The sequence below is a fragment of the Bradyrhizobium sp. MI1.7 genome (assembly GCF_055811795.1).
Map to the genome: position 1 here is coordinate 1 of NZ_JBVVPO010000049.1, position 24,227 is coordinate 24,227.

Sequence of the window (24,227 nt, forward strand, 5' to 3'; positions counted from 1 at the left end):
AGAAGTGGAGGCGTCAAGCACCCCCACGATATGCCGCCTTCCCGATTCCCGCCGTCACCAACTTTCGGCGATAGCTCGAACCCATCGCCACGGAGGAGACTTGATGATTCACTTTGTCATCTCGAATCGGCGGAGGCGATCATGCGCGGCAGGTTTGCGGACCAGGGCGGCCTGTTTTCGTACATCGCGCCCGATAAGCGTGTGCCAGCGAACCATCCGCTGCGGAAGGTCCGGGAACTTGTCCGGAATGTTTTGAGTGATTTGAACCGCAGCCTTGGGAAGCTCTCCCCCAGCGAGGGGCGTCCTTCGATCCCGCCGGAGCAATTGTTGAGCGCCTTGCTGCTGCAGGTGTTCTACGGCATCCGCTCGGAACGCCAGTTGATGGAGCAACTGGACTTCAATCGTTTGTATCGCTGGTTCGTGGGACTGTCGCCGGACGATCCGGTCTGGGACCCGACCACCTTCACCAAGAACCGCGAGCGGCTGCAGAACGGCGATGTGTTCACGAAGTTCATGACCAGCCTTCTGAACCATCTGAAGGTCCAGCCACTGCTGTCGGACGAGCACTTCTCGTTGGATGGAACGCTGATCGAAGCCTGGGTTTCACAGAAGAGCTTTCGTCCCAAGGACGGTAGCGGTGATGATGATGACGGCGCCAACTTCCACGGCCGGAAGCGTAAGAACGACACCCATGCCAGCACCAGCGACCCGGACAGCAGGCTTTATCGCAAGGCGGCCGGACAGGAGGCCAAGCTTTGCTATATGGGCCACGCCACCATGGAGAACCGCCATGGGCTGGCGGTAGCCGGCAGGGTCACGCATGCCAATGGCACCGCCGAACGCCGGGCTTCGGAGACCACGCTGAAGGCCAGACGCAAAGCCGCGGGCCGTCGCATCACTGCCGGCGAGGACAAGGCGTCCGATACCGCCGATCATGTCGCCAACCTTCGCGCCATCGGCGTGACGCCGCATGTGACACAGAGCCAGGCCGTCACCAAAACCGGCAAAACCCGCAACAGCGCCATCGACGAACGAACAAACGAACCACACGGCGTCCCGGATATGGCATGTCGCAGTCGCGCCGGGCGATGGTCGAGTGCATCTCGGATGGGGCAAGCAGCACGGCACCATGCGCAAGACCAAACATCGCGGCATCGCTCGCGCCGCCGACTTCCTGCTCAATCTGATCGCCTACAACCTGATCCGAATCCCCAGACTGCTTGCCGCTTAGCCGCCCCGCATCAGGGTACACCAAACACCAGGCTAGAAATTACCTCCAACTCCGCCGCGCCGCCCCAACAACGACCGGTCAGAATAAGAAAAACTCTCAGTTTCAAGGTTTTTCAGCAGACTGCTCTCATGTTTGCTGTCAAGGGACTCGATCAAGCGGAGCCGCTTCCGGCTGAGCGCCCGGACGCTGGACTTCGAAGGTGCCCACGGTAGAGGCAGGGCCAAAGACGACGGTTGATCAAGCTCTCATGCGCGGGTTGGCTACCGCATGACCGTGGTTTCGTCTTGGGGCTGCCTCGGTCTAGGGGGCGAGCGTCGGCAATGCCGGCTCATAACAGGCCACGAGGATTTCCCACCGCGTCCCGCCTCCTGCCCTGGGCACCGATATGGTCGAGCAGCGCCCTTCAGGCGACCGGCCCGAGTTGTACTTGACGAGTGATCGCCCACAGGAAGCCGAACCATCTCGCGTGCAATGGCGGTGGTGACGATCACCTTACCTTGGGTTTGCCGACCGCCGACAAGCGGCGATAGCGGGCGCACAGCCTGACCTGGGCCTTCCAGGCGATATCGCGGATAGCTTGAGGCAGGCGCTCGTTACGGTCATGGAGCTTGCGACTGACGCGAGCTTACATGCGATAGGTCCATGCCCCCTCAATCAGAGCCCGCCTGGCCAGAGCGTTGCCAGCCTTGGTGATGCCGCCGCGTCGGATGGTTGCGCCGCTCGAATACTCCGACGGCACGAGGCCGAGAAAGGCCATCAACTGGCGGGGGTTGTCAAAGCGAGAGAAGTCGCCAACCTCGGCAACCACCGTTACGGCAACGATGAAGGCGACGCCGCGCATGGCCTGCACGGCCTCTACGAATGGCGTCATCGACCATTGTGGCGCCAGCTCCTCGATCCGCTTGGTCAAGCAGCCACACGGGCCTCAGCGTCGGTCACGGCATGAATGTAGTCCTGCAGAACGATTTGGCTCGCCGGGTGATCGAAGCGCACCGTGGTGAGCCAGCGACGATAAGCCAGAGTCCACCCCCTCTTCCCGGCATAGATGCGCCCATGGCGCAGCAGGAAGCCTTGGAGGTGTTGTCGCGCCTTGCCGAGCACACGCATCGCCGTGGCGCGGGCTCTCACCAAGTCGCGCATGGCCTCATGCGCCGCATCCGGAACCCACACGGCTGTCAGCTCGTCGCTCCGGTGCAGCTTGGCCAGCATCGCCGCATCGCGCCGGTCGGTTTTTACCCGATCCCCGGCTTTCGTCGGGATCAGCGAGGGGGCCACCACGATGCAGTTGTGCCCCAGTCCAGTCAGTTGTCGATGCAGGCCGTATCCGCAGGGGCCGGCTTCATAACAAAAACTTACCTGCCGGTCACCCTTGCCAAGCTTCTTTGCCAGCTTGGCGATTTGATCGGCGCGATTAGGGATGATCCCCAAGTTACGAACTTCCCCGCCGCGCAGCGCTTCGGCCACTGCAACCGAAATCGTCGCCTTGTGCACATCCAGCCCCACGAAAATGCTATCGTTCATCAGGCCCGCTCCCCATGCTTGAGGCTCGGCGCCGGACCATCCGGCGCAACCCTCGATAGGAGCTTGCCGCGGGGCGGGCCGCCCGTCACCTCACAGGGCAAACATAGGGTCTAGGTGACAACGCGCGGTTAAGGTCCGCGCCCCTGATGTTGTGTTGATAGCGTCGGCATGCTTTGATTGGAACAGCAAGGGGCCTATCCGCAGGATGCTTGCTTAAGTCATTGAAATGGACCCGCGGAACGGGACCACTTGAGCCGGTTTGTTAGTTGTAAACTGACCGCTCCTGATCAGCTGGACTGTCTCGGACGCCCCTGCCGATTTCATTAAAGCGGAGCTTAAGGGGGTTGTCGGTCTGCGAATGCAAATTACACGGCTCGATGGCACGCGCAAGATGAGCCAGAACCGCAACGCGGCGGATCGCGCCGGCGTCATTGATGGCTTGTCGAAGAGCGACCGTGACGAATCCCGTCGCGTGGCTCACCTCATTCCGAAAGGATGACCAACCCGCACGAGGTATTGTAAACGACCCCGTATCACGTGGATTTCCTCCATTTCCTCTATGGCGATTGCCGTCATTCTCGCGAACACTCCTTCTGCTGCTGTCGTCCGATTCCGCTTGACGGCCCTAGGCTTAGGAGATTTGCAAAGAGCCGGCGAAGCGTCTTGAATCTGACCACTGCGGCCAGATCCGGACTTTTCTGACAATTCGCGACAATTTGCGGTCGCTCCAACATCCCCGACGGGCAGCAAGAAGCGAATGTCTCAAATTCCCAAGTTCACGCCGCTCGCTTCTGTCACGATGATCGGGGCTCCCGGAGCATCCCTGCTCGACATCGAAATCGAGCCCAAGACGTTCAAGAGACCTGTTCCGCCCGATCCAGGCCCTCCGGCGCAACGGGCATGCTGAACTGAAAGACGGCCCCGCGGGGATCATTGGCGCCCGCCCACATCCGGCCCCCGTGCGCCTCAATAATAGAATGGCAAATGGCAAGCCCCATGCCCATGCCTTCGGATTTGGTGGTGTAAAACGCCTCGAACACGCGGTCTGCGCTGTTTGGATTGAGTCCTGGACCCGTATCCCGAAACGTGACCAATACGTTATTCGAGCTATCTGTCCGCGCAGTGATCAGTAGTTCGCGGTCGCCTTCCTTGAGATCGCTCATGGCCTCAATGGCGTTCGTGATCAAATTAAGAATCACCTGCCGGACCTGAACGCGATCTGCTCGAACAAGCGGCAGAGTCTCAGACCGTCGGGTTCGCACCCAGACATCATTTTTTGCGAGCTCCGCGCGAACTAGGGTCAGCACCTCTAAGATCAATTCGTCAAGTGCAAGAAGCTCCGTTTGTATCGGAGCCTTATTCATAAGAGCGCGGATCCGACGGATCACGTTACCTGCGCGCATACTGTCACGGACAATCAATCCGAAGGTCTGCCGAACTTCTTCCAGATTTGGCGGTTGAGCACCGAGCCAATTTAGCCCTGCCCCCGCATTGCTGCTGATCGCCGCAATCGGCTGGTTGACCTCATGCGCGATCGAGGCGGCCAGCTGTCCCATTGTCGTGATCCGATTGGCGTGTGCAAGGCCCATCAGAGTCTCGCGATACCGCCGTTCGCTTTCACGAGCTTCCGCTTCCGCTCTCTTTCGCTCTGTCAGGTCGAGGACGAAGCCAACACCTTGGTCCTGTCGCTCATCGAATACGGCGAGGCCAATTAGCACCGGCACGCGGCTGCCATCCTTCCGAACATACTCTTTCTCGAACTGCTGAACAGCTCCGGTCCTTTTTGCTTCTGTCCGAGCCTCCATTGTGCGCTCGTGCCATTCTGGCGGTGTCAGGTCCAGACCGTTCACCCGCCCTGCGACAAGATCCTCTTGGTCGTATCCAACCATTGTGAGGAAGGCCCGATTTGCCTCGATGATCTCGCCCCCTTCGCGGATGATAAAGATCCCGATGATGTTAGCGTCGAGTAAGCGACGGATTTTCGCCTCCCGTTGCTGCACTTCGCTGTACAACCGGCTGTTTTCCAGCGCGGTTGCAGCTTGAGAGGCAAGCATTTTCTGCAGGGAGCTGCGGGCAGCCGAGAATATGCGCGGGGCGAGATTGTTCTCCAGATAAAGTACGCCGATCAGCTTGCCCTGCGTGATCATTGGCAGGCAAAGAATAGAACGCGCTTTGCGCTCGCGGATATACGGATCTTCCGCAAATGAAGGCTGGGCAGCAGCATCTTCGAGAATGACGTTTTCGCGGACACGTAGGACGAAATGCAGCACGGACTCGGGAAGAGCCATCGGAGTCACGGGCTGTTCATCCACATTTACAAGCAGCGTATCCGCTACCGTTGTGGCTTCCGCCTGGATCCGTGGCTCGCCTCCATCCAGCAGAATCAACAAACCTCGTTCGGCGCCGGCCTGCTCAACGGCAGTCCGCATAAGCTTGTCGATTAGCTTCTGAAGCACAATCTCGCCGGAAATCGCCTGCGACACTTTTGTCACCGTCGCCAGATCAAGATGCTCAACCGGAGCTCCGATCCTCATGCCATTCACGGCAAGGGTGGTCTCCTCATGGCTGAGATGGTGATTCAGTTCGTCGAGTTGACGCACCTTACCATCTGCTCCCCAACGAAGGTAGCCGCGCCGCGCGTCCTGCAGGTAAACCCGGGAGATCCTGTCAAAACCGCGCGCAGCATAAAAGCGCGCTGCAAGTTCACAAGCGATCCCCTCGTGGTGGGGGAAACCGTTACGCCCGGCGGTCTGGATTGAGTGTTCGTACAGTCGCATTGCGTCTACATCCCGGCACTCCAGCCTCGCAATCTCAGCCCCGACCAAAGCAGCCCGATTCTCAAAGTTTTCGGGGCAATTCGTCGCCCATATCTGCAGCTGTCTGTAATGTGCATCAATGATATCTCGATGTTGCTGTTGTTCGCTTTCGCTCAGCCTGTCGCAATAACATGAGTGAGACAGCGCACCATAGAAGTGAAACTCCGCGATCAAGGACTCTGTTGGTATGGTCCATAGTTTGGGCTCGGCCTTCGAGCGAGCACCAACAGCCGCAGCATAGTCGCCGGATAGGAACCGCGCCTGAAGTTTGCGGATCCAGTAGACGGTTTCGCTAGGTGAAGGCTCCGGACTTCCTGCCAACGATCGTTCAACGTCTAGCTCGTCAAATTGCTGGTCATCGAAGCAACCGAGCGAGCGCGTGAGGCCGCGCATGGTTCTGATGACTGCGAGCTGAGCGGTTACGGCATCAGCAGCAAATTGGACCTTTCTGTTCCGGATCGTAGCAGCGCTTTTCTCTAACTCGTTCTGTACCTCTTTGAGGTGATCTCCGGCCAACATCATATTTGAGGTTAGATGAACCAAACTGTACGCCTCATAGATGACATCGCCGCTACTGACCGCAGCTTCGAGCGCTCGCCGGATCCAAACTCGGCCATCTCTAAGGGGCTTCGTCCACGGGATTACGTTGCATCCGACGGCCAAATAGACGGGAGCCCGAAAACGGGAGAACTCACCGCGATCAACCAGATCGCAAGCAAGACGACCAAATTTATCAGCCGCTTGGTAGTCACCGAAGCGTCCGGCCGAGATTCGGCCTAGCCATGCGTAATGGGCACAGGAAGCATCAGTGTTGCCGTATTCGAGGCTGATTCTGACGGCTCTGCAGATGACCAAAGCAGATAAATTGGCGTCCGTGAAACCTGCCGGCGGAAGAATCCGCGTCAAGACGGCAAGCGTGGCAAGCGAGGTCTGGTCTGTCATTCCAGGCAAACCAGCAAGATCCTCGATTGCGTCGGGCAGCTGTGACCACATCCGCTGATATTCGGCCAGTGTTTCCTGGTCCGTCGGACACTGCGACCACTCGATCCCGACGTCGCGAAGATATTCGAGACCTATGGCCACTGCCCGGCCGTGCTGACCGAGCGTCAAGTAAAGATCGACCCGCAAACATGCGACCGTTGCTCGTTGGGGCGCGTTCAAAGCCCGCTTCGACAGTGCGGATAGGAGGCTCTCTGCAATGTCAAGCTGGCCTACTAGGAATTCGCATTCGGCCCGGCTTGTCTCCAGTGCGAATGCGAGTTCGTGGCGCCTTTGCCACGAATCCTGCGCGAGCAGCGCAGCACCGACGGTGAAATATGTGAGTGCCGAGGCGTAGGCCGCCGACGCCCTGGCACGCTGTCCGGCGATTAAATTCAACTCCGCGAGCTGCTCTCGCTCCTGACCGGAAGCGATTAGCGCGACACCTCGATTGAGTTGACTGACAACATCGAAGCTAGTCTCTTCACGTTTGTGCGCAGGGACATGTGCCGCAAGCATCCGACCGATCCGCAAATGGGCAGGAGCGCGCGAGGATTCCGGCACCAGCAAGTAAGCCGCCTCTTGAACGCGATCGTGGACAAAGCGGTAGACTGTTCCCTGGCGCGCGATCAGTTCCTGCCGGATCGCTGGCCATAGCCTCGCATGTACCTGTTCCCGTGACGTTTCGAGCACGATCGCAAGCTCTGCCGTCTCGGCCATGTTGCCGAAACAGGCCAGCTGTTGCAGCGCGTCCTGCGTTTCCTCGGGCAGCCGGATGAGCTTGCCCAGCATCAGATCGACGACGTTCTCGGTGTACGCTTTTGCGTGAATGCGCTCGAGATCCCAACGCCAGCGCGCCGGCTCGTGATCGAACGTCAACAGCTGCTCTTCGGCCAGTTCAGACAAGAATTGAATAGCGAAGAACGGATTGCCCATCGTCTTTTGATGCACCAACTTTGCAAGCGGAGCGGCGCGTTTTGGTCCGCAGCGAAGGGTATCCGCGACCAACTGCGCGACATCGTCTGCAGTGAGCGGCGAAAGCGTTATCTCCTCTAGATTTACGCCGGCTCTCCTGATGGACTCGAGCTTACGTTTGAGTGGATGGCCTGCATCAACCTCGTTGCTGCGATAAGCTCCAATGAGCAGCAGGTGCAGGTCCGACTGCGTCAGAAGATCCTCGATCAGGTCGAGTGTTGCGGCGTCATGCCACTGCAAATCGTCGAGGAAGAGCACCAATGGATGGGTTCGCCGCGCGAACACACCAATAAAGCGGCGAAGCACCAGCTGGAAACGATTTTGCGCTTGCCGGGCTGGAAGCTCAGCAGGCGCGGGCTGCTCGCCAATGATCAGACTCAGATCGGGGATCAATTCGACCATCAGCCGTCCATTCGCGCCGAGCGCCTCCTGGAGCGCTTGCCGCCAGGTCGCGAGTTCACCCTCACTTTTGCTGAGAAGAGGACGCACAAGACTCTGAAAGGTCTGCACTAATGTCGCATAGGGAACATCGCGTTTCAGTTGGTCGAATTTGCCTGATGCCAACAGTCCGCGCGAGGGCACGAGTACTTTGTGTAGCTCCTGGACAAGCGAGGACTTACCGATGCCGGAGTAGCCGGCAACCAGCACCAACCTCGGCGCACCGCTGTTCACCGCGCGATCGAAAGAGCCAAGCAAGGTCTCGATCTCGCGGGCTCTGCCATAGAGCTTCTCGGGGATGAGCAACCGATCAGGTGTGTCGTCTGCGCCGAGCTCAAATGTGTCGATGCGACCGTGGTTGGCCCATGCTGCCAGACAGTGTTGCAGATCGTGCTCAAGGCCAGCGGCAGTCTGATAGCGTTCCTCGGCGGTTTTCGCGAGGAGTTTCATCACAATCTGAGAGATTGGCTCCGGGAGGTTTTGCGATTTCTCGACAGGCGGTGTTGCTTTTCTTGCGATATGACAATGGATCCACTCCAAGGGATCTGAGCCCGTGAACGGGAGCGCGCCGGTCAGCATCTGATAGAATATCACGCCAAGTGAATAGAGATCACTGCGACAGTCGACTGAGCGATTCATTCGTCCGGTCTGTTCGGGCGCCATGTAGGGCAGCGAGCCGGCGATGAACTCGGCAGGCTCAGGCGGCACGCGCTCGCGGGAAAGACGGGAAGCCAGACCAAACCCAGTGAGTCGCACCTGTTCGTCAGGACAATTGACCAGAATGTGAGCGGGTTTCAGGTCCTTGTGGACCAAGCCGTGCCGGTGAAGCTTGCCCACGGCCCTCGTGATACCAACAGCGAGGCGCAGGAAGCGCTTGGGTTCCATGCGGACCCCGAGTAAATTTAGCAGTGGCTCGCCGCATGGATCCTCCAGGACCAGCATAGTCCGACCAGCTTCCCGGATGAGTTCCAACGGCCGCACCGCCCATGCCTCCTCTAGCTCCTCCCTCAGCTCACACTCATGGGCGAGGCGGTCGAGCGTCGCTGGGTGTTCCGCGATGGGCCGCACCACAAGCACGACAGCCCTGCTGCCGTGGATTTGCCGGCGCCACGCACGGCAGAACGCGCGATCACCGTCCTGCCACAGGGGCTGGATGTCACTGTCGACATTTGAGCCGAACAGAGTTCGGTTGATGGGGTCCCGCGGCATTTGCCCGCCCAGTCAAGAGGATTGAGCCAAAATCTGACACATATGGGGCGAGCTTGTGAAGGGACTTCGCAAAACGGCTCGAGTACCGATCAAGGCCGCCAAAGACTGGGACGCGGCGACCAAGATGCGACTTACACACCCAATACGTCACAGCCCGATCGTGTCAATCCAGCCCAATCCTGCGCGCAGGCCGGGCCTGCACAGCATCGGCGGCGGGCGCTCCCGACTAGCACAGTGTGTGGCCGAGGGATTCTTTTTGATAGAGCGGCTCGTGGCCGTTACCGACCACCAGCGGCCCACTGCCCGACGTTCAGCAGTGCTCCAGATCGCGGCTACTGCTTAAGCAGGCAATGACGTATGAAAGCTGATCGGTTTGCCCATGTCGGCGCAACGCGCGAGGCCATTGGACGCCGGCTTCTGACGGCTGCATCGGCCTCAGCGGCCGGGGCGCGATGCGCAATGCCATCCCTATGAGCTATCGCGAAATCTCCTGGCGCGAACTGACCTCCCGAGCTCCACAACTTGCTTCGCACAACGTCGTTCGAGTATGTCTTTCGAGCAAGCGACCATACCGTCGACGCACACAGTCTTCAGCACCGAACTAACATGGCGTTGGGCCGAGAAACGAGTCTTCACAAGTTTTGAGCCGTCCCGGCGCGCGCTGTCGTGGCCTTAGCCGTGCGCCCGGTCCGTCCCGGCGTCACCTGTGAAATCTTGATCATGCTGTCCCCGTGAAACAGGTAGCGCGACGACACTGAGGTCGCCGTACCGAGCTAAGGAAGCACAGAGCCTGTGCATCCAACACGATATTGAAGGAGCTCACCGTACACAATTTTGCACTTGAGGAAGGCCGCCCCTTCGACAACGCCTCTCAGACACTAGTCACGAGCTTGATTCACAAATCGCAGGAGAGACTTAGCTCGAACGAGACGAATCCAATGATGCGGCGGCGCCGTTTGGACTTTGACGATCAACAAACCACAAGGCCTGATCGAGTGATTTGAGCCAAAGAACTGAGGCAGCTTCTTGGTAAGCTTGAGCCCCTCGAAATCGGTTATCCTAAGCTTAGAGCGCTCGGTCTATTGCGGCAAATCGGACAGCTGGACCTTTTCGCCGCCTCGATGGCTACCCCGCGGACATAAGCGCGACCGATATTGCTTTTTCGACCTGAAACTGCACTGGCGCAGTTTCAGCTCAGCCTATCGAGGCCTGCACCAAGCTGTCGATCCCCGGGCGGTCCATAGATCTGAGGTTGATGCCGGCCGAGGAATACCGGACGCCAGGGCGCGTGCCTCTTTACGCTGACCGGCGGAAATGTCGCTTCCCTGGTTGACTATGGTGCGAACCGCTCTGAATTTGATCAGACGATCAGTGAGCTCGGCGATCGCCTCGCTGATATCTGGCGTGTTGAACTACCCTTTCTCACAGAAGCCGGTCCCGAGAATTCGCCCACGCTTAACAGCACTGCCGCCAAAGAAGTTTGCTCCACAATCGGCCATTTTCTAAGCTGAACATAAACGCCGCAAGGACGCTCAGGCTAGAAATCCCGCCGACACCCGCCTTGATGTCGAGATCGACGTTCACTCCTGGCTCCTGGCTCCGTTGTTGGAAGGCGCCACGCAGTCATCGACTCTGAACCACAGCATCAAGGGCAGATCTGAGAGCCACCGTGAGCGAAACCGCGCCCATGACTATTCTCTTCATTCCTGCTCCCATTGATGGGGCAACTGACCCGCGACAACCGCACTCCTGATGCTCACAAAGCGCCCGTACAGGCCCTCACTGATCGGAATGCCGCTCGCTGCGGTTCGCAGGAGGGCGATTGCCGGCCATGCGAAGCCGATATTGCGGCACTAGTTTCTGGGTCGCGCGTCCTCCGCCAGACATAGGCGAGCATCGAAAGGCTTCGATGCTCGCCGAGAGAGTTCTCGCTGCTTAAATCGCTGTTCAAGCAAGACGTAAGCTATCCCAAAACCGGTGAAGAGAATTGCAATTAAAATGGAAAAACAGCGGAACGCCTTCTCCGCGCCACGCGCCCTGTGACAACATTTATCCAACCTTTGCCAACGAGAACTTTGCCGGATCGGACTTTGCCAATTCGATAGATCCACACTGGCATCGAACAACGTGACGCTACGGACGATTCAAGCCCTTCCTGACCGGTACGAAGTAGCAGGAAGTCACGACCTACTCTGCCTTGCTGAGCGAGCCTCAGTTTTGCCACGCTGCTTGCTTCATTGGAGGCAGCATCACCACGGATGTACTGGCGATGTGGGGCGAACCCGACGCACGTTCTCGGCGGAGTGCGTCGGGCCGCCTTTAATGACCCTGCCTGGGTCTCAGGCCCTTAGCGGATCGATAAGCTACTGGCAGGCCTGACAACAGATTCAGGTTGACCGCTCGCGGCGCGTTTTGTCGTTGCTATGTAGGTCAACGAGCGGAGCTTCAACTCCAGGCTGCCCGGCACGGACCCGTGATGTCCGCCAACTCTGGTAGGAGAATGATTCTTTGGCTGGATCAGCGGTTGTTGCCTGATGCAGGAGAGCAAGTGCAGCTGCCTCTTGCCGAGCTGGTCCGCAGCCGGACACCGAATGGAGTGTATCCCGCCTCTCCATTCAGATTACGCCGCCTTGATCTTGGGGTGCGAGCCTGGTGAAGGAAGCAACGAGGCGAACGAACGTGAGCGTCCCTGCAGCAGCTCGAGTTCGAGCATCTTTCCTACAAACATGACGGAAAGGACTTGAATCGCACCTTGCGTCAGGTTGTACGAGGTCGATGCAAGGATGGTTTCCCGAAGCTCGCAAAGACGCAACTCACAGGCGCTCTGACGGCGGAAAAGAAGAGTTCATGTGTTGATGCCGCTGCTACTTGTTCTGATTTCTATTTTCTCTAGTGCGGCTGCGATAGTCTACGCCGCTTGCCGCTCGCAACGCCGGCGTGATCGGCGCATGCACAATCGCGCCAATTCGTTCAGCTCGCGCCCCCGCGTTCAACTACCAAGGCGGCGGGCATTCTGAGCCTTCAGCCGCAAAATGAGTCGTTCGCTGCAGCCCCACTCGCGAAGGCCATGCGACACGCGCCGCCGTGCTAAAGCGAGCGTTTCAAGTCCTGGATTCGGTGCTTCTCGACCGGCTGTTGATCGATGCCGCGGGGCCGATCCAACGCGACGGCGGACAGACGCGAAAGGCAGTTCTCGACCACTCAGGCGGTTTTTGCTAGACTTTCCTGTAGTGGGTCACGCTGGCGCGAATGGCTGACCAGTCACATACCTGGAAAATCTCAAAGATTCGCACTGCGTGAAAGCCTGCGTATCAATCAAAGGTCGTCGTGACGCGACAATTCTACTGTAAATCGTAGAAAAGAGGCTCTTATCGTGACCCAGCGCTCTGAACCGCGGAAGGAAGCCGCAAATGTCGTAGGGCCGGAGGCGAGGCCGAGCGTCTTCGTCGTCGACGATGACATCTCCATGCGCGAATCGCTGGTCAACCTATTTCGTTCGATCGGTCTAGATGTCGTTGCTTACGGATCGGCCCAGGAACTGCTCCAGAGCGAGCTTCCTGATGTTCCTAGCTGCCTTGTGCTTGACATCAGGCTGCCAGGATCGAGCGGGCTAGAGCTCCAGAGTGAGTTAGCCAGACTGAAGATTCACATTCCCATCATTTTCATCACCGCTCATGGCGATATTCCGATGACCGTCAAAGCCATGAAGAGTGGAGCAATCGATTTTCTCAGCAAACCGTTTCGCGATCAGGAACTGCTCGATGGCGTAGTCGCAGCTATCGAACAAGATCGGAACAGGCGGGGTATAGACAAGGTGGTCAGGAGGCTGCAGTCCTTGTTTGAGGCCCTCAGTCCACGAGAGCAGGATGTCTTGAAACTGGTCGCCGCCGGCCTATTGAACAAACAGGTAGCCGCGGAACTCGGACTCGCCGAGATTACAGTTAAGATCTATCGCGGGCACGTGATGAAGAAGATGGGCGCTCGATCGCTAGCCGATTTGATCAGGATGGCTGAGAGGCTGGGAATTGGGACCGACCGTCTCAGGGTACAAACCTAAGTATGATTTTACAATTTCATCGCACACGCGCACCCTTCGACTGGCCGTCATGCTTCGGCCGCCGCCTTCACCCAACTAGAACGGGTCGTCTTGTCAAAGTATCCAACTGTTTCCGTTATCGACGACGATCCTTCGATTCGTGCCGCACTGAACAACCTTTTGAAATCGCAGGGCCACGTCGTTCATACGTTTGCGTCGGCTGAGGACTTCTTGCGGTCGTCTCAATTGAACGACACGTCCTGTGTCATTGCAGACGTGCACATGCCCATGATGAGCGGCTTTGAACTTTTGGAACATATGCGGGCCCAGGGTCACGCTGCGCCATTCATCTTGATTACTGCCTTCGCGGATGATCGCACGCGAGCCCGCGCGTTGAGCGCCGGCGTAACTGCCTTTTTCGCCAAACCCTTTGCCGGTCCGGAGTTGATAGCCTGCCTCGATGAAGCGCTACGCGAGCATCGTGGCGAAACGGACGCGTGAAAGATGGGGAAGCAGTCTGAACCAAACAGCGCCCGCGCAGCGCTTACGATATCGACCAATGTGCCGCTGCCAGTCCTTACCTCGTGCTGGTGGCGACCATCGCCTTTCCATCTTGCCGCATTCCTGTCGCTGTTGTTGTGCTTTCGGCATCTCATCGAAGCACTTGCAGCGGGGGACTCCTGACAAAGCACCTCATCTGGTATGATCGCGTAATCAGACGAGGCGAGGCCCTCCTCGCCCTAACGAGGGTGCGCGCCTGCGACGATGCTGAGCTTAGGTCGAAAGTACCACGGCAGCGGCTTGCCAGGCAGGACTTTGCCGAAAAGGGGTCACCCGACACTTTTGCGAATGCTCCAGCGAAGTCCGGCGCCGGAGCGTGTGGGAGGATGACGCGCCGATCACAGCCAAATCACGCAGCCTTTCAAGACGATCGCTGCATTCACAAAAGGCTGCAGGCCATGTTGGACTTCCGAACCATCCACAGTTTGCACCGCGAGATTCGTGCGATCGATTCCAGCAACCTTCGGCGGGCCGCATCACCCGAAACTTACGCATCCGTACCGCTGGTCGATGTGATCTCAAGCCATGCCTTTGCTACCGACGGGAGCGCATCGGACCATTTTGGGTAACAATGAAAGTTATTCCATTCTTTCTCCTCTCCAGAATCTATCCTAACGCAAGCTACCCGCACGGCATGCGCAAATTCCTCGCGCGCGGCTAAGCAAGCCTGTCCGCGAAAGACGACCTTAGTCAGTGGCGTTCGCTGGATCTGAACGACACTACTAGACATAGTAGCTTTGTTCCGCACGGTTCTCAGGTAAATCGCTGGAGCTGATTTTCAGACGCGCTACGCGCGACCCAAAGGACGTCGAGAGACGCGGAGCCGCGCGTTCACCGTTTGCCTCTCTTGTACGATGTTGGCCGCGCGCATGTTCGTCGGGCAGATTTTCTTGTCGAGGAGACGACCACATGGTTGAGTACACGGGCCGCGCAGAATGAAGACAATCGAAACGCTAGAGTCCAATGTGCGCTCGTACTCACGCTCCTTTCCTGCTGTCTTCGGTAGGGCGCGCGGCTCGATTATGTTCGCAGAGGGTGACCGAAAGGTCATTGACTTTCTGTCCGGCGCTGGAGCGCTAAACTATGGCCACAACAATCAGGAGATCAAAGCGGCTATCAGCCAGTATCTGGAATCAGACGGCGTCGTCCACGCCTTGGACATGGCCACTCCAGCAAAGGTCGAATTCATGGAGACCTTTAGCTCTGTCATCCTTCGTGAACGGAATCTTTCCTACCGCTTTCAATTTACGGGGCCCACGGGAGCTAACGCCGTTGAAGCCGCTCTAAAGCTCTCGCGTAAGATCACAGGGCGTCACAACGTCATTTCTTTCACGAATGGATATCACGGCCAAAGCCTTGGAGCCATAGCTGCGAGCGGAAACCGCTTTTACCGCAAAGCCAGCAGCAATCCCGTTATCCGGCACAACTTTCATGCCGTATGATGGGTATCTTGGCTCCGCTGACAGTCCGGCGGATTACGTGCGAAAGGTATTAATGGACGAGAGCAGTGGTATTGACCTTCCCGCCGCCATTCTCGTCGAAACCGTACCAGGAGAGGGAGGCATTAACGTCGCCGGTAAGGAATGGTTGCAGTCAATTCAGGCTTTGGCAAAAGAGGTCGGAGCTATCTTCATAGTTGACGATATTCAAATGGGCTGTGGTCGTACAGGCGAGTTCTTCAGTTTCGAATTCGCTGCCTTGTCGCCAGACATTGTTGTGATGTCGAAATCGCTGAGTGGGTACGGCTTGCCGTTGTCGATGCTCTTGATAAAAGAAGCGATCGACGCATGGGAACCAGGCGAGCACACGGGAACGTTTCGGGGAAACAACCTTGCACTCGTTTCTGGCAAAGCGGCTTTGACTCTGTATTGGCGCAACAAGACGTTCTCGCAACAGGTCCAACGCTTGGGCGAATTCATGCGGCGTCGACTCGATGCTATCGCGCATCAGCACGGAAACAGGTTTGGTGTTCGTGGACGGGGCATGGTATGCGGTTTCGATTGCAAAACGACCGAGATCGCGGAGGCGACGGCACATAAAGCGTTTGAGAAGGGATTGATTATCGAGCGATGCGGACCGACGGATCAGGTTGTGAAGTTCTTGCCCGCACTTACGATCGACCAAGAAACGTTGGGACAAGGCCTAGACATATTCGAGGAGTCATTGACCGAAACGTTGAATTCAGCCCGAGGAAGCTGATTTGTAGGCACACGAGAGAGAATGTGGCTAGCAACAACATCGCCGCACAAGTGACTGGCGCGAGTCCTCGCTTGCCGCCGGAACGTTCAGGATTTTTGAAGCCATGAATATGGACGTGACGCCTGAACGCCAATGCTATCTGTGATCCGACGAGTCGGCTGATGCGCGAAGAACGCCTGCTGCCCTCCTTGGTCCACAACACCGAGTGCGAGCAGCACCTTTGACCAAAGAACCTCGCAATCGCGAGCGACTCTGGTCGAGCAGGTTCGCTATCAGTCATCCTGCGAGTACGATCCAACTAAGGTCTTCGCGGATGCACACCAAGCCACGAGCTCCACTAAGAGATGGTCCGACGAAAATCGTCAAGGCACGCGCGGTTGACGGCGTCAGTTATACGAAACCGAACAAGCGTCTCAATCAGAAAGGTCGGTGCTCGGCTTTTGCGCCAGAACTGCAGAGCATCGCTATCGGCGTGCGCGCGTAGCACGCTGCCGTACCCCAATGTTGGCGTGATCGAGTTCAGCTATCAGAAGCCCCTATGGGCGTGAACACCTCGGCGTCAAGCGAAGGCGACGGACCAAATGTCGCCTATGCTGGGCCAACCGAGGAAGCCCGACGCATCTGCCGGGTCTGAGATGCGTCGGGCCGAGTGGAAGACTGAGAGGGACAGTCTTCCTCCCACAAAGGCGTCTGCAAGTAGTATGCCGTGCCGATGCTGCTACAGCCGTGTCTCAAATTAGATACCTTGTCGTTGCCACAAAGTTCCCAGGCATTCAGAGACGCTCGGCCCACACCTGGTTCTTGGAAGGCGCTGAGCCTATTCCCCTTCCAAAAACTCCCGCCATGACCTTTCGTTTGGATCAAAAATGAGGCAGAAGAAGCGGACAACGGGCCGCCGGCCCGTCAACAACAGATATCTAGATGTTTGATACATCGCTACCCCTGACTGGAACGATCGTCCCCAGTTCGCGCACCGCAGAGGCAAACGATCGAGATCTAAGTTTAGATTTCGCGAAAGGTGCACTCATTGTTTTGGTGATTGTTGGGCACCTGATCCAGTATGTCATCTACCGAGACGACGGGTTTTGGTATTCGCCGTACTACAAATCGATCTATATGTTTCACATGCCACTCTTTATGGCGATAAGCGGATATCTTTCTTCTCGATCGCTGCTGCAAAAGTCGTTCACTCAAGCCGCCAGCGACCGTGCGAAGCAGCTCTTGCTGCCGATGCTGTTTTGGTGGACGTTCATGGAGACAGCGAAGTTAGCGGCATTGTGGCGCGCGACCAGCCAAACGAGCGGACTTTTGGAATTTGTCGAAGATCTCGCTGGCACTTACTGGTTCATCTGGGCCACGTTTGTTTCCTACCTTCTCATCAAGATTTCTACCAGGCTCAACCACGGATCGTGGGTCATATCTGGCTCAGCCATATTGGTCGCACTCGCACCTCTGACATTCTCCATATCACCCCTGATCAGATTCACTTACCCGTTCTTCTGCTTCGGCTTCTTGCTTGCTCAGTCGCGAGAACGACGGACGAGTACATTGCGACATCACAAGCCGCTCCTGATTTTGTTTCTCTCGATAGTGACTTGCATGTCCTTTCTAACTTGGAGCAAGGACACTTATGTCTACAATAATCTTGGGGTAATTCACGATTTTCGGTCGGCTAAAGACGTGCTTCTGATGTTTGTTGGCTCCGCAGCTGCTTCAGCAATCGCTATCGAACTCCTGCTGCAATGCTGGAGCTTTGGCCATTCAAATCGAATGTCCCGCTTTATCGCTGTGGAGTTGGGCCAGACCACGCTGCTGCTCTACCTGGTCCAGGGGACTGTGTTCCGTCTCATGGATTACATACAGTTCGGAGAACTTTGGGATCTCACGACCCGGTTGATCATCGCGGGTATGCTCGGAGCGGCGATTATTGCGACCGCGCTAACGATCCGCTCGATTGTTCGCGGCGTTCCATATTTGTCTCAGCTCGTCCTAGGAATGCCGCCACGCTCAGGTCTCTCGCAAGCCAAACCTGCAATGAACTAGAGCGTTTCATTTTTTGATGGAAGCGTATCCGGCATTCACGAAGTAGTTGCTGCATTCGCCGGGCAGAATGCTTGTGACGAGGTGGCCGATGTGGTCGCAGGCGTCGTCGATCGTGCGTTTCTGTGCGATGCGCATCCAGTGCTTGATCTTGGCGAAGACTTGCTCGATCGGATTGAGGTCGGGTGAGTACGGCGGCAGGTACCACAGCCTTGCACCGGCTTTCCGGATCATCTGCCGGACGGCCGGCGACTTGTGGCTACCGAGATTATCCATGACGACGATGTCGCCCGGTTTGAGCACTTTGACGAGTTGCTGTACGACATAGGCGCGGAAGCTTTCGCCGTTGATCGGTCCGTCGAACACGCATGGCGCAGTGAGCTGGTCAGAGCGTAGGGCACCGAGGAAGGTCAGGGTTCGCCAGTGACCGTGCGGTGCAAAGCCGCGCAACCGCTCGCCCTTGGATCCCCAGCCGCGCAGCGGGGCCATGTTGGTCTTGATCCAGGTCTCGTCGATGAACACCAGGCGGTTTGGATCGAGGCGATCCTGCAAGCTGCGCCAGCGCTGCCGCCGCCGCGCGACGTCGGCGCGGCCCTGCTCAAGGGCGAACAGTGTTTTTTTTGAAGCTGAGACCTTCGCGTCGCAGAAAGGTCCATACTGCATGATGCGAGACTTTCACGCCTCGCGCGGCAAGTTCGTCCTTCAGCCCGTGCAGCGTGAGATGCGGCATCTGCCTGATCCGCTCCACGATGAACGTGCGATGCGGCTCCAGAACCGGCTTACGGTGACCGCCCATCTTGCCCGGCGCCACCGAACCCGTCGCGCGATAGCGCTGCCGCCACTTCACGACGGACCACACTGCAACATCGAACCGGGCCGCCACAGCATGGCAACTCTCGCCGGATTCCACCGCCTTTACAGCTCTTTCACGAAGATCATTCGAAAGAGGTCGGACCATCCGATACTGGCCTCCGATCCAGCCAGCATCTTGAATCACAAACCGCCGCCCGACGGAATCTGGAGGGTTCTGTGAGGTCGCGTTCACGCGATGGTGCGGCAGGTGCAGTTGTGCGACCTCATTGAAGCCGGATTGAACGAAGGCGCGGGCGGTTATGCGCGGTTTTGCAGCTATGGGGATTGTTGGAGATCGCGAGGTCCGGTCTGCCGGCTCGGCGTGTGCGGCAGCGACACGAGATGTGCGCATCGGCAATGGATTGGGATCAGACGCGCTTTGCGAGCGGTGGCGATCGGCGGAGCGCTGCATCGGGCGGTTGTTGTCGCACAATGTGGCAGCACGGATTCGACAGCGTCCACGATGATCGAGCCGCTGGGAGTGGGATGACACATGATGATTGTCGTACATGGCATGAGCTGGCTCACGATGTGTCGCACTGGAACGGTGATGTTCGAGGGCTGGAGCAATTGAAGCTGTGTCGAAAGCGCTCGACGATGCGCATGACGCCGCCACAATCGGGACAGGGAGGAACCTCGGCCCGCGTCGGAGGGTCCGAACTCACGGGCGACGCCTCAATATTGTTTGGCGCTGTCCGCTCATGATCAAGAAGGGCACGGCAAAGCGCGAGCCTGGCGGCGCGATGGCGGTTAGCCATGAAGCCGAAATGGCGGATGCGGTGGAAGCCGTCGGGCAACGTGTGAAGAAGGAAGCGGCGGATGAACTCGTCGGCCTTGAGCTTCATGATCTTTGTCGCGCCGTTCTGGCGGTAGTCCTTCCAGGTAAAGGCGACGTGATCCTCGTCGAGGGCTACGAGCCGGCTGTTGGCTATTGCAACGCGATGGGTATAGCGGCCGAGATAGGCCAGCACCTGCGCAGGGCCGCCGAACGGCCGCTTGGCGTAGACAACCCAGCTGATGCGCCGCAGAGCGACGAGATGAGCTGCGAAGGCAGCAGGCTCGGCCAGGGATGCGAGATCGCCGAAGAAGTTCAGGGTGCCGGCGTCGAAGGCGGCGGTCAGACGTTCGAGGAACAGGCGTCTGAACAGCCGGGCGAGCGGTTTGACGGCCAGGAAGAAGTTTGGTCGGCTGGCGATCCAGCGTGTTCCATCAGGTGACGGGCCGCCGCCCGGCACGACACAGTGGATGTGGGGATGATGCGTTAGCGCTTGTCCCCGGGTGTGCAGGACCGCGACGCCGCCGATCTCCGCGCCGAGCCGGCGCGGATTGGCAGCAAGCTCGTCATCGCCTGGGCGGCGGCCTTAAACAGGATGGCATAGACTACGGCCTTGTTTTGGAAAGCAATCGCGGCGATCGGTGCAGGAAGCGTAAAGACGACGTGGAAGTAGGGAACCGGCAGCAGGTCGGCTTCTCGCGCGGCACGGCACGCGGCTCGGGCTGGCCCCTGACACTTCGGACAATGCCGATTCCGGCAGGAATTATAGGCGATCCGCGTCATGCCGCAGTCATTGCGGGCCTCGACGTGGCCGCCGAGCGCCTCGGTTCGGCACCCAACAATGGCGCTCACCACCCGCCGCTCGACGCGACCGTGATGACCGGCATGGTCACGACGATAGGCGTCGCCATGCCGGCGCAAGATATCGGCAATGTCGATGGCGGGTCGGTGCGGGCGGACGTCGGGGGGTCATAAGCCGGATCCCGGAGCCGTTGTCATGCCGGTGGCGTCACCTCCAGCGACAGGCGGTCGAGCGGGCTCTGGGGCGCCCGGATCGTATGGGTGGCGACCTGCGTGTAGCGCGCCGTCGACGACGGATTATTTTGCCCGAGCAGAACCTGGATGATCCGGATGTCGATTCCGTTCTCCAGAAGATGTGTCGCGAAGCTGTGGCGCAGCGTGTGCAGCGTGAAGCGCTTGGTCAGGCCCGCAGCCTTGACCGCCGAGCGGCAGGCGGCATGCAACACGGTCGGATCAATCGGGTGACCTTCGTCACGCCCAGGGAACAGATAAAGCCGCGGCCGGGCGAGCCGCCAGTAGGTGCGCAGGATGCCGAGCAGTTGGGACGACAGCATCACGTTGCGATCCTTCGCGCCTTTGCCGTGGCGCACCTGGATGACACCGCGGGTGCTGTAGATGTCTTCGATCCGCAGTCCCGCGACCTCGGAGGCCCTGAGTCCGGCCGCATAGGCGGTGGTGAGCGCGGCGCGGCTCTTCAGGCTCGACACCGCCTCGAGGAACTGCACCACTTCGTCGGCGCTGAGAACGACCGGCAGCTTGCGGGGCTCTCGCGCATAGGGAATGCGCTCCGGGATGAGCGCCTCGCCGAGCGTGACGCCGTAGAAAAACCGTAGCGCACAGACGATGATCTGGTTCAGCGCCGGCCATGAGATGTCGGTCGAGACCAGATGCACCTGGAAGGCCCGGACGTCTTCCAGCTCCAACCGCTCAGGCGATCGGCCGAAATAGCGGCTGAACTTCGAAACCGCGCTGATGTAGGATCGCTGCGTCGCCGGCGACAGATTGCGGACTGTCATATCCTCGATCATGCGGCGGCGAAGAGGGCTCAAATCGGCCATCTCAATACCCTGTCTGAGGGGGGCTCCAACACCCACATCCTCTCCGCCAGGAGGCGATCTACGCTACCTTGCCCCTCACGCCGCGGCAGCGGCTTCGTTCAATCCCTCCCGATTCAATCAATCGATGAACCGCTCTAGCTGTATGCATTTGATCGTTCGAGTACGGCAGGGTGCCGATAGCATCGACTTGTGACGCCGCTCGAATAGCGTTCGAACCCAGATCCGGCGGCGACGGCGCGCCGTCGAGCCGGTGATCGGCAAAAGAGCAACCCGATCGAAGCGTGTATTGCTCGGGGTTTGTATTGCACCGGCGAACTCAGCCCATTGCCGTCCATCCAAATACGGTCGAGTGTCCTAAGATTCGCTTCGCTGTACCGGTCGTCTAGCTAGCCGCCAGTTTTCGACCCAGATCTGGCGATCGAACCCAATCCAACCACACTCGGCGAGATGGTTCTTTGAGTGCCGTACTGAACCCGAGACGTCCCAGTCGTTCGAATCTCCGTCTCGACCCGCAGCTGCCCGAAGTAAAGGGCCCTCGGCAACCAACAAGCCGTTCTTGTTCGATGAGATGGCGGTCCGATTGCTCATCGCGAGCCTGTCGGCTTCTCACCGTCTCGAAACGGTGAGGATCTCGATCGAAGGATTTAGATTCACGACCATGCGGCGCACGACCGCGCGTTGTTGAACCCTTTTCTCCAATGCACGCGACAATGGGCTGCACGATCCTGATCAGCTTGCACACGTACTTCGCAACGCCGCGAAAATGCAAGCGTGCAGAGGCTTGGCGAGTTCGCCGGTTCGACGAGGTCGCAATAAAGCCGGACAAGTCTCCCGGGATCCGGCGCAGAGACGATACCGACCGCTTCGCAGCGCGGCTTCTCACCGTTTGGGAAGTCACGAGACTATCTACCGAGATCCTCATTTGGTCTCAACTGGGGCGGGTGCGAGGAAGGTGCTCACCACGGGTGATATCGGAGGTCGTCGAGCTTTCGGCCAGGCTAGATGGCGCTCGTGCGGGCAACCTATTGTCGCAGCGGGCCCGCCTCGCTATCGGACTGGCGCTTCTCTGCATGGACGCCGCGCAGTCCCCCGACCGTACTTGCTAGTTTGCATGTTGGACCTTGCACTAGCTTGACTTGGAAGGCAACCAGTTAACGACCGCCTCGCGCAATCCGTCCGGAATCCGATATGACTCCTGCGGCGCAGGGAATGCTCCGCTGCGGACATCAACTGCCCAGCGCGAGAGGCCCTCCTGCAGCAGCTGATGGCCCTCTACATAGACACGCACGAATTTGGGATAATGACTTCCTGTGAGCCCCAACACGTCGTGGAACACTAGAACTTGGCCGGAGCAACTTGGACCCGCTCCGATCCCAATCGTTGGTATGGTCAGAGATTCAGTCGCTCGGGCAGCGAGCTCGGCCGGGATGCCTTCGAGGACAAGAGCAAAGCATCCGGCCTGCTGTAGCTGGTGCGCATCGTCAAGCAGACGTAGGGCATCGTTCGCGTTCCGACCTTGTACCTTGAAGCCACCCATCGCGTTGACGCTTTGTGGCGTGAGACCAAGATGGCCCATCACGGGAATTTCGCAATTCACCAAGGCTCGGATCATCTCGACACGCTTACTCCCTCCCTCAAGCTTGACGGCGTCGGCGCCACGCTGCAGGAAGCCTCCAGCGTTGCGTATCGTGTCGTCGGGACTGAGATGAAAGCTGAGAAACGGCATGTCAGCTACAAGCATGGCGCGAGGCCTTGTTCGCGCGACCGCCTCCAGGTGGTGATTCATCATCGCCATGCTGACCGGTAAAGTGTCGTCAAACCCAAGGCATACGTTGCCGACGCTATCGCCAACAAGAATGACGTCGACGACAGGATCGGCGATACGTGCCGTTACCGCATCATAAGCCGTGGTCATGACAATGGCGCGCCTTTCATCCTTGCATCGTTGCAGAACTGGAATCGTGACGCGCTCAACTGACAGCTGCGAAATGTCGCTCATGTTCGATCTGACCCGGCCCCGCATGTCTCTGGACATGGCCTTTCCCTTGGAAGAGCAAAAGATATCTGTCAATAGGGAGGCCGAACAGGCGCGTCACTGAGAAGTTGGAAGGCACAAAGTTTCCAATGATTGCGCAATCAGCAAATAAGATCTTTCAAGATGTTGCTCCGCGCCGTGGTTCTGGGACTCACCATCCGAACATTCTGCGCGTCAAAACGGCGGCCTGGAGACGACGCACGCGAGCGGCGACAGTAGATGTCCTTATGAGGCTTCGATCTACGTCTCAAAGCCCACGTCAAGGCGGCATGTCGATTTCTTATCGCTGCTGATTGGCTTATGGCGCTCAAAGGGCGGCTTCGGCACATTCCGAAGCCCGGGCGAGGGAAATAGGAAAGATGCACCAAGGCTCGCGCGGCTGCCGCAAACTCCAGAATGCGGATGACGTGTCCACCATCTTCGCGCCGTAGCCGCCTGATAAAACCTGCCGTCCAGGCAATCTCCTCTAATCGAAATAACGGAAGAACTTCCGCAATAGGCCGCCACCAATGGGCGCATAACTTCATCACCTTGTGCCGCATTCGCGCGGGTCATCCACACAGATGAACGGGTACCCAATCGCGATGACGCGATCGGATTGAAACCGAACGCACGGTGACACTGTGGACCGGCCTGCGGTCGCCCGGCCGTGCGGCACCCACATTGCAGGACGCGAGGCAACAATCGTCCATTTCGTATGCA

Annotated in this window: 9 protein-coding genes and 5 pseudogenes; 6 read left to right on the forward strand and 8 right to left on the reverse strand. The window is 58.3% G+C overall.

From position 1 onward, the window contains the following. Positions 1-141 precede the first annotated feature (141 nt). Positions 142-1,231 (forward strand): annotated as a pseudogene (locus AC0L3X_RS33005) (IS5 family transposase). A gap of 403 nt (positions 1,232-1,634) precedes the next feature. On the opposite strand, the pseudogene AC0L3X_RS33010 reads toward AC0L3X_RS33005, so the two are convergent. Next, positions 1,635-2,752: pseudogene (locus tag AC0L3X_RS33010) on the reverse strand (IS110 family RNA-guided transposase). 292 nt (positions 2,753-3,044) lie between these two features. Here AC0L3X_RS33010 and AC0L3X_RS33015 point away from each other — a divergent pair. Continuing rightward, positions 3,045-3,251 (forward strand): annotated as a pseudogene (locus AC0L3X_RS33015) (FMN-binding negative transcriptional regulator); the annotation flags it as partial. A 355-nt stretch (positions 3,252-3,606) separates the two neighbouring features. Here the strand turns inward: AC0L3X_RS33015 and AC0L3X_RS33020 are convergent. Next, positions 3,607-9,168, reverse strand: a complete 5,562-nt coding sequence (locus tag AC0L3X_RS33020; protein WP_439034082.1) for a trifunctional serine/threonine-protein kinase/ATP-binding protein/sensor histidine kinase — start codon at positions 9,166-9,168, stop codon at positions 3,607-3,609. Positions 9,169-10,623: 1,455 nt separating this feature from the next. Beyond that, positions 10,624-10,752: a hypothetical protein gene (locus AC0L3X_RS33025; RefSeq protein ID WP_439034081.1), complete on the reverse strand. Its 129-nt coding sequence runs from the start codon at positions 10,750-10,752 to the stop codon at positions 10,624-10,626. A gap of 1,789 nt (positions 10,753-12,541) precedes the next feature. Here AC0L3X_RS33025 and AC0L3X_RS33030 point away from each other — a divergent pair. From AC0L3X_RS33030 to nolL, 4 genes and pseudogenes are all read left to right on the forward strand, one after another. Then, complete coding sequence (locus tag AC0L3X_RS33030) at positions 12,542-13,225, forward strand: response regulator transcription factor (protein WP_439034080.1); 684 nt, start codon at positions 12,542-12,544, stop codon at positions 13,223-13,225. A 90-nt stretch (positions 13,226-13,315) separates the two neighbouring features. Beyond that, the gene (locus tag AC0L3X_RS33035; protein WP_439034079.1) at positions 13,316-13,705 is read left to right on the forward strand and encodes a response regulator transcription factor; all 390 of its coding nucleotides are present in this window, start codon (positions 13,316-13,318) and stop codon (positions 13,703-13,705) included. Between the two features lie 995 nt (positions 13,706-14,700). Next, positions 14,701-15,964: pseudogene (gene ectB / locus AC0L3X_RS33040) on the forward strand (diaminobutyrate--2-oxoglutarate transaminase). 921 nt (positions 15,965-16,885) lie between these two features. Beyond that, complete coding sequence (gene nolL / locus AC0L3X_RS33045) at positions 16,886-18,007, forward strand: nodulation factor fucose acetyltransferase NolL (protein ID WP_439034078.1); 1,122 nt, start codon at positions 16,886-16,888, stop codon at positions 18,005-18,007. 6 nt (positions 18,008-18,013) lie between these two features. On the opposite strand, the gene AC0L3X_RS33050 is transcribed toward nolL, so the two are convergent. The 5 genes and pseudogenes from AC0L3X_RS33050 to panB all read right to left on the reverse strand — a co-directional run bounded on the left by AC0L3X_RS33050 (position 18,014) and on the right by panB (position 23,489). Then, positions 18,014-18,962, reverse strand: a protein-coding gene (locus AC0L3X_RS33050) for an IS630 family transposase (protein WP_439035712.1) whose coding sequence is annotated in 2 segments (ribosomal slippage) — positions 18,014-18,625 and positions 18,627-18,962 — 948 coding nt in all. Because the reading frame shifts where the segments join, the coding sequence is not laid out codon by codon here. A 418-nt stretch (positions 18,963-19,380) separates the two neighbouring features. Beyond that, positions 19,381-20,570: pseudogene (locus AC0L3X_RS33055) on the reverse strand (IS91 family transposase). Positions 20,571-20,626: 56 nt separating this feature from the next. Beyond that, complete coding sequence (locus tag AC0L3X_RS33060; RefSeq protein WP_439034077.1) at positions 20,627-21,490, reverse strand: site-specific integrase; 864 nt, start codon at positions 21,488-21,490, stop codon at positions 20,627-20,629. 382 nt (positions 21,491-21,872) lie between these two features. Next, positions 21,873-22,412, reverse strand: coding sequence for a pantoate--beta-alanine ligase (locus tag AC0L3X_RS33065; RefSeq protein WP_439034076.1), 540 nt, complete (start codon positions 22,410-22,412; stop codon positions 21,873-21,875). A 204-nt stretch (positions 22,413-22,616) separates the two neighbouring features. Further along, the gene (gene panB, locus AC0L3X_RS33070; RefSeq protein WP_439034075.1) at positions 22,617-23,489 is read right to left on the reverse strand and encodes a 3-methyl-2-oxobutanoate hydroxymethyltransferase; all 873 of its coding nucleotides are present in this window, start codon (positions 23,487-23,489) and stop codon (positions 22,617-22,619) included. Positions 23,490-24,227: the final 738 nt, after the last annotated feature.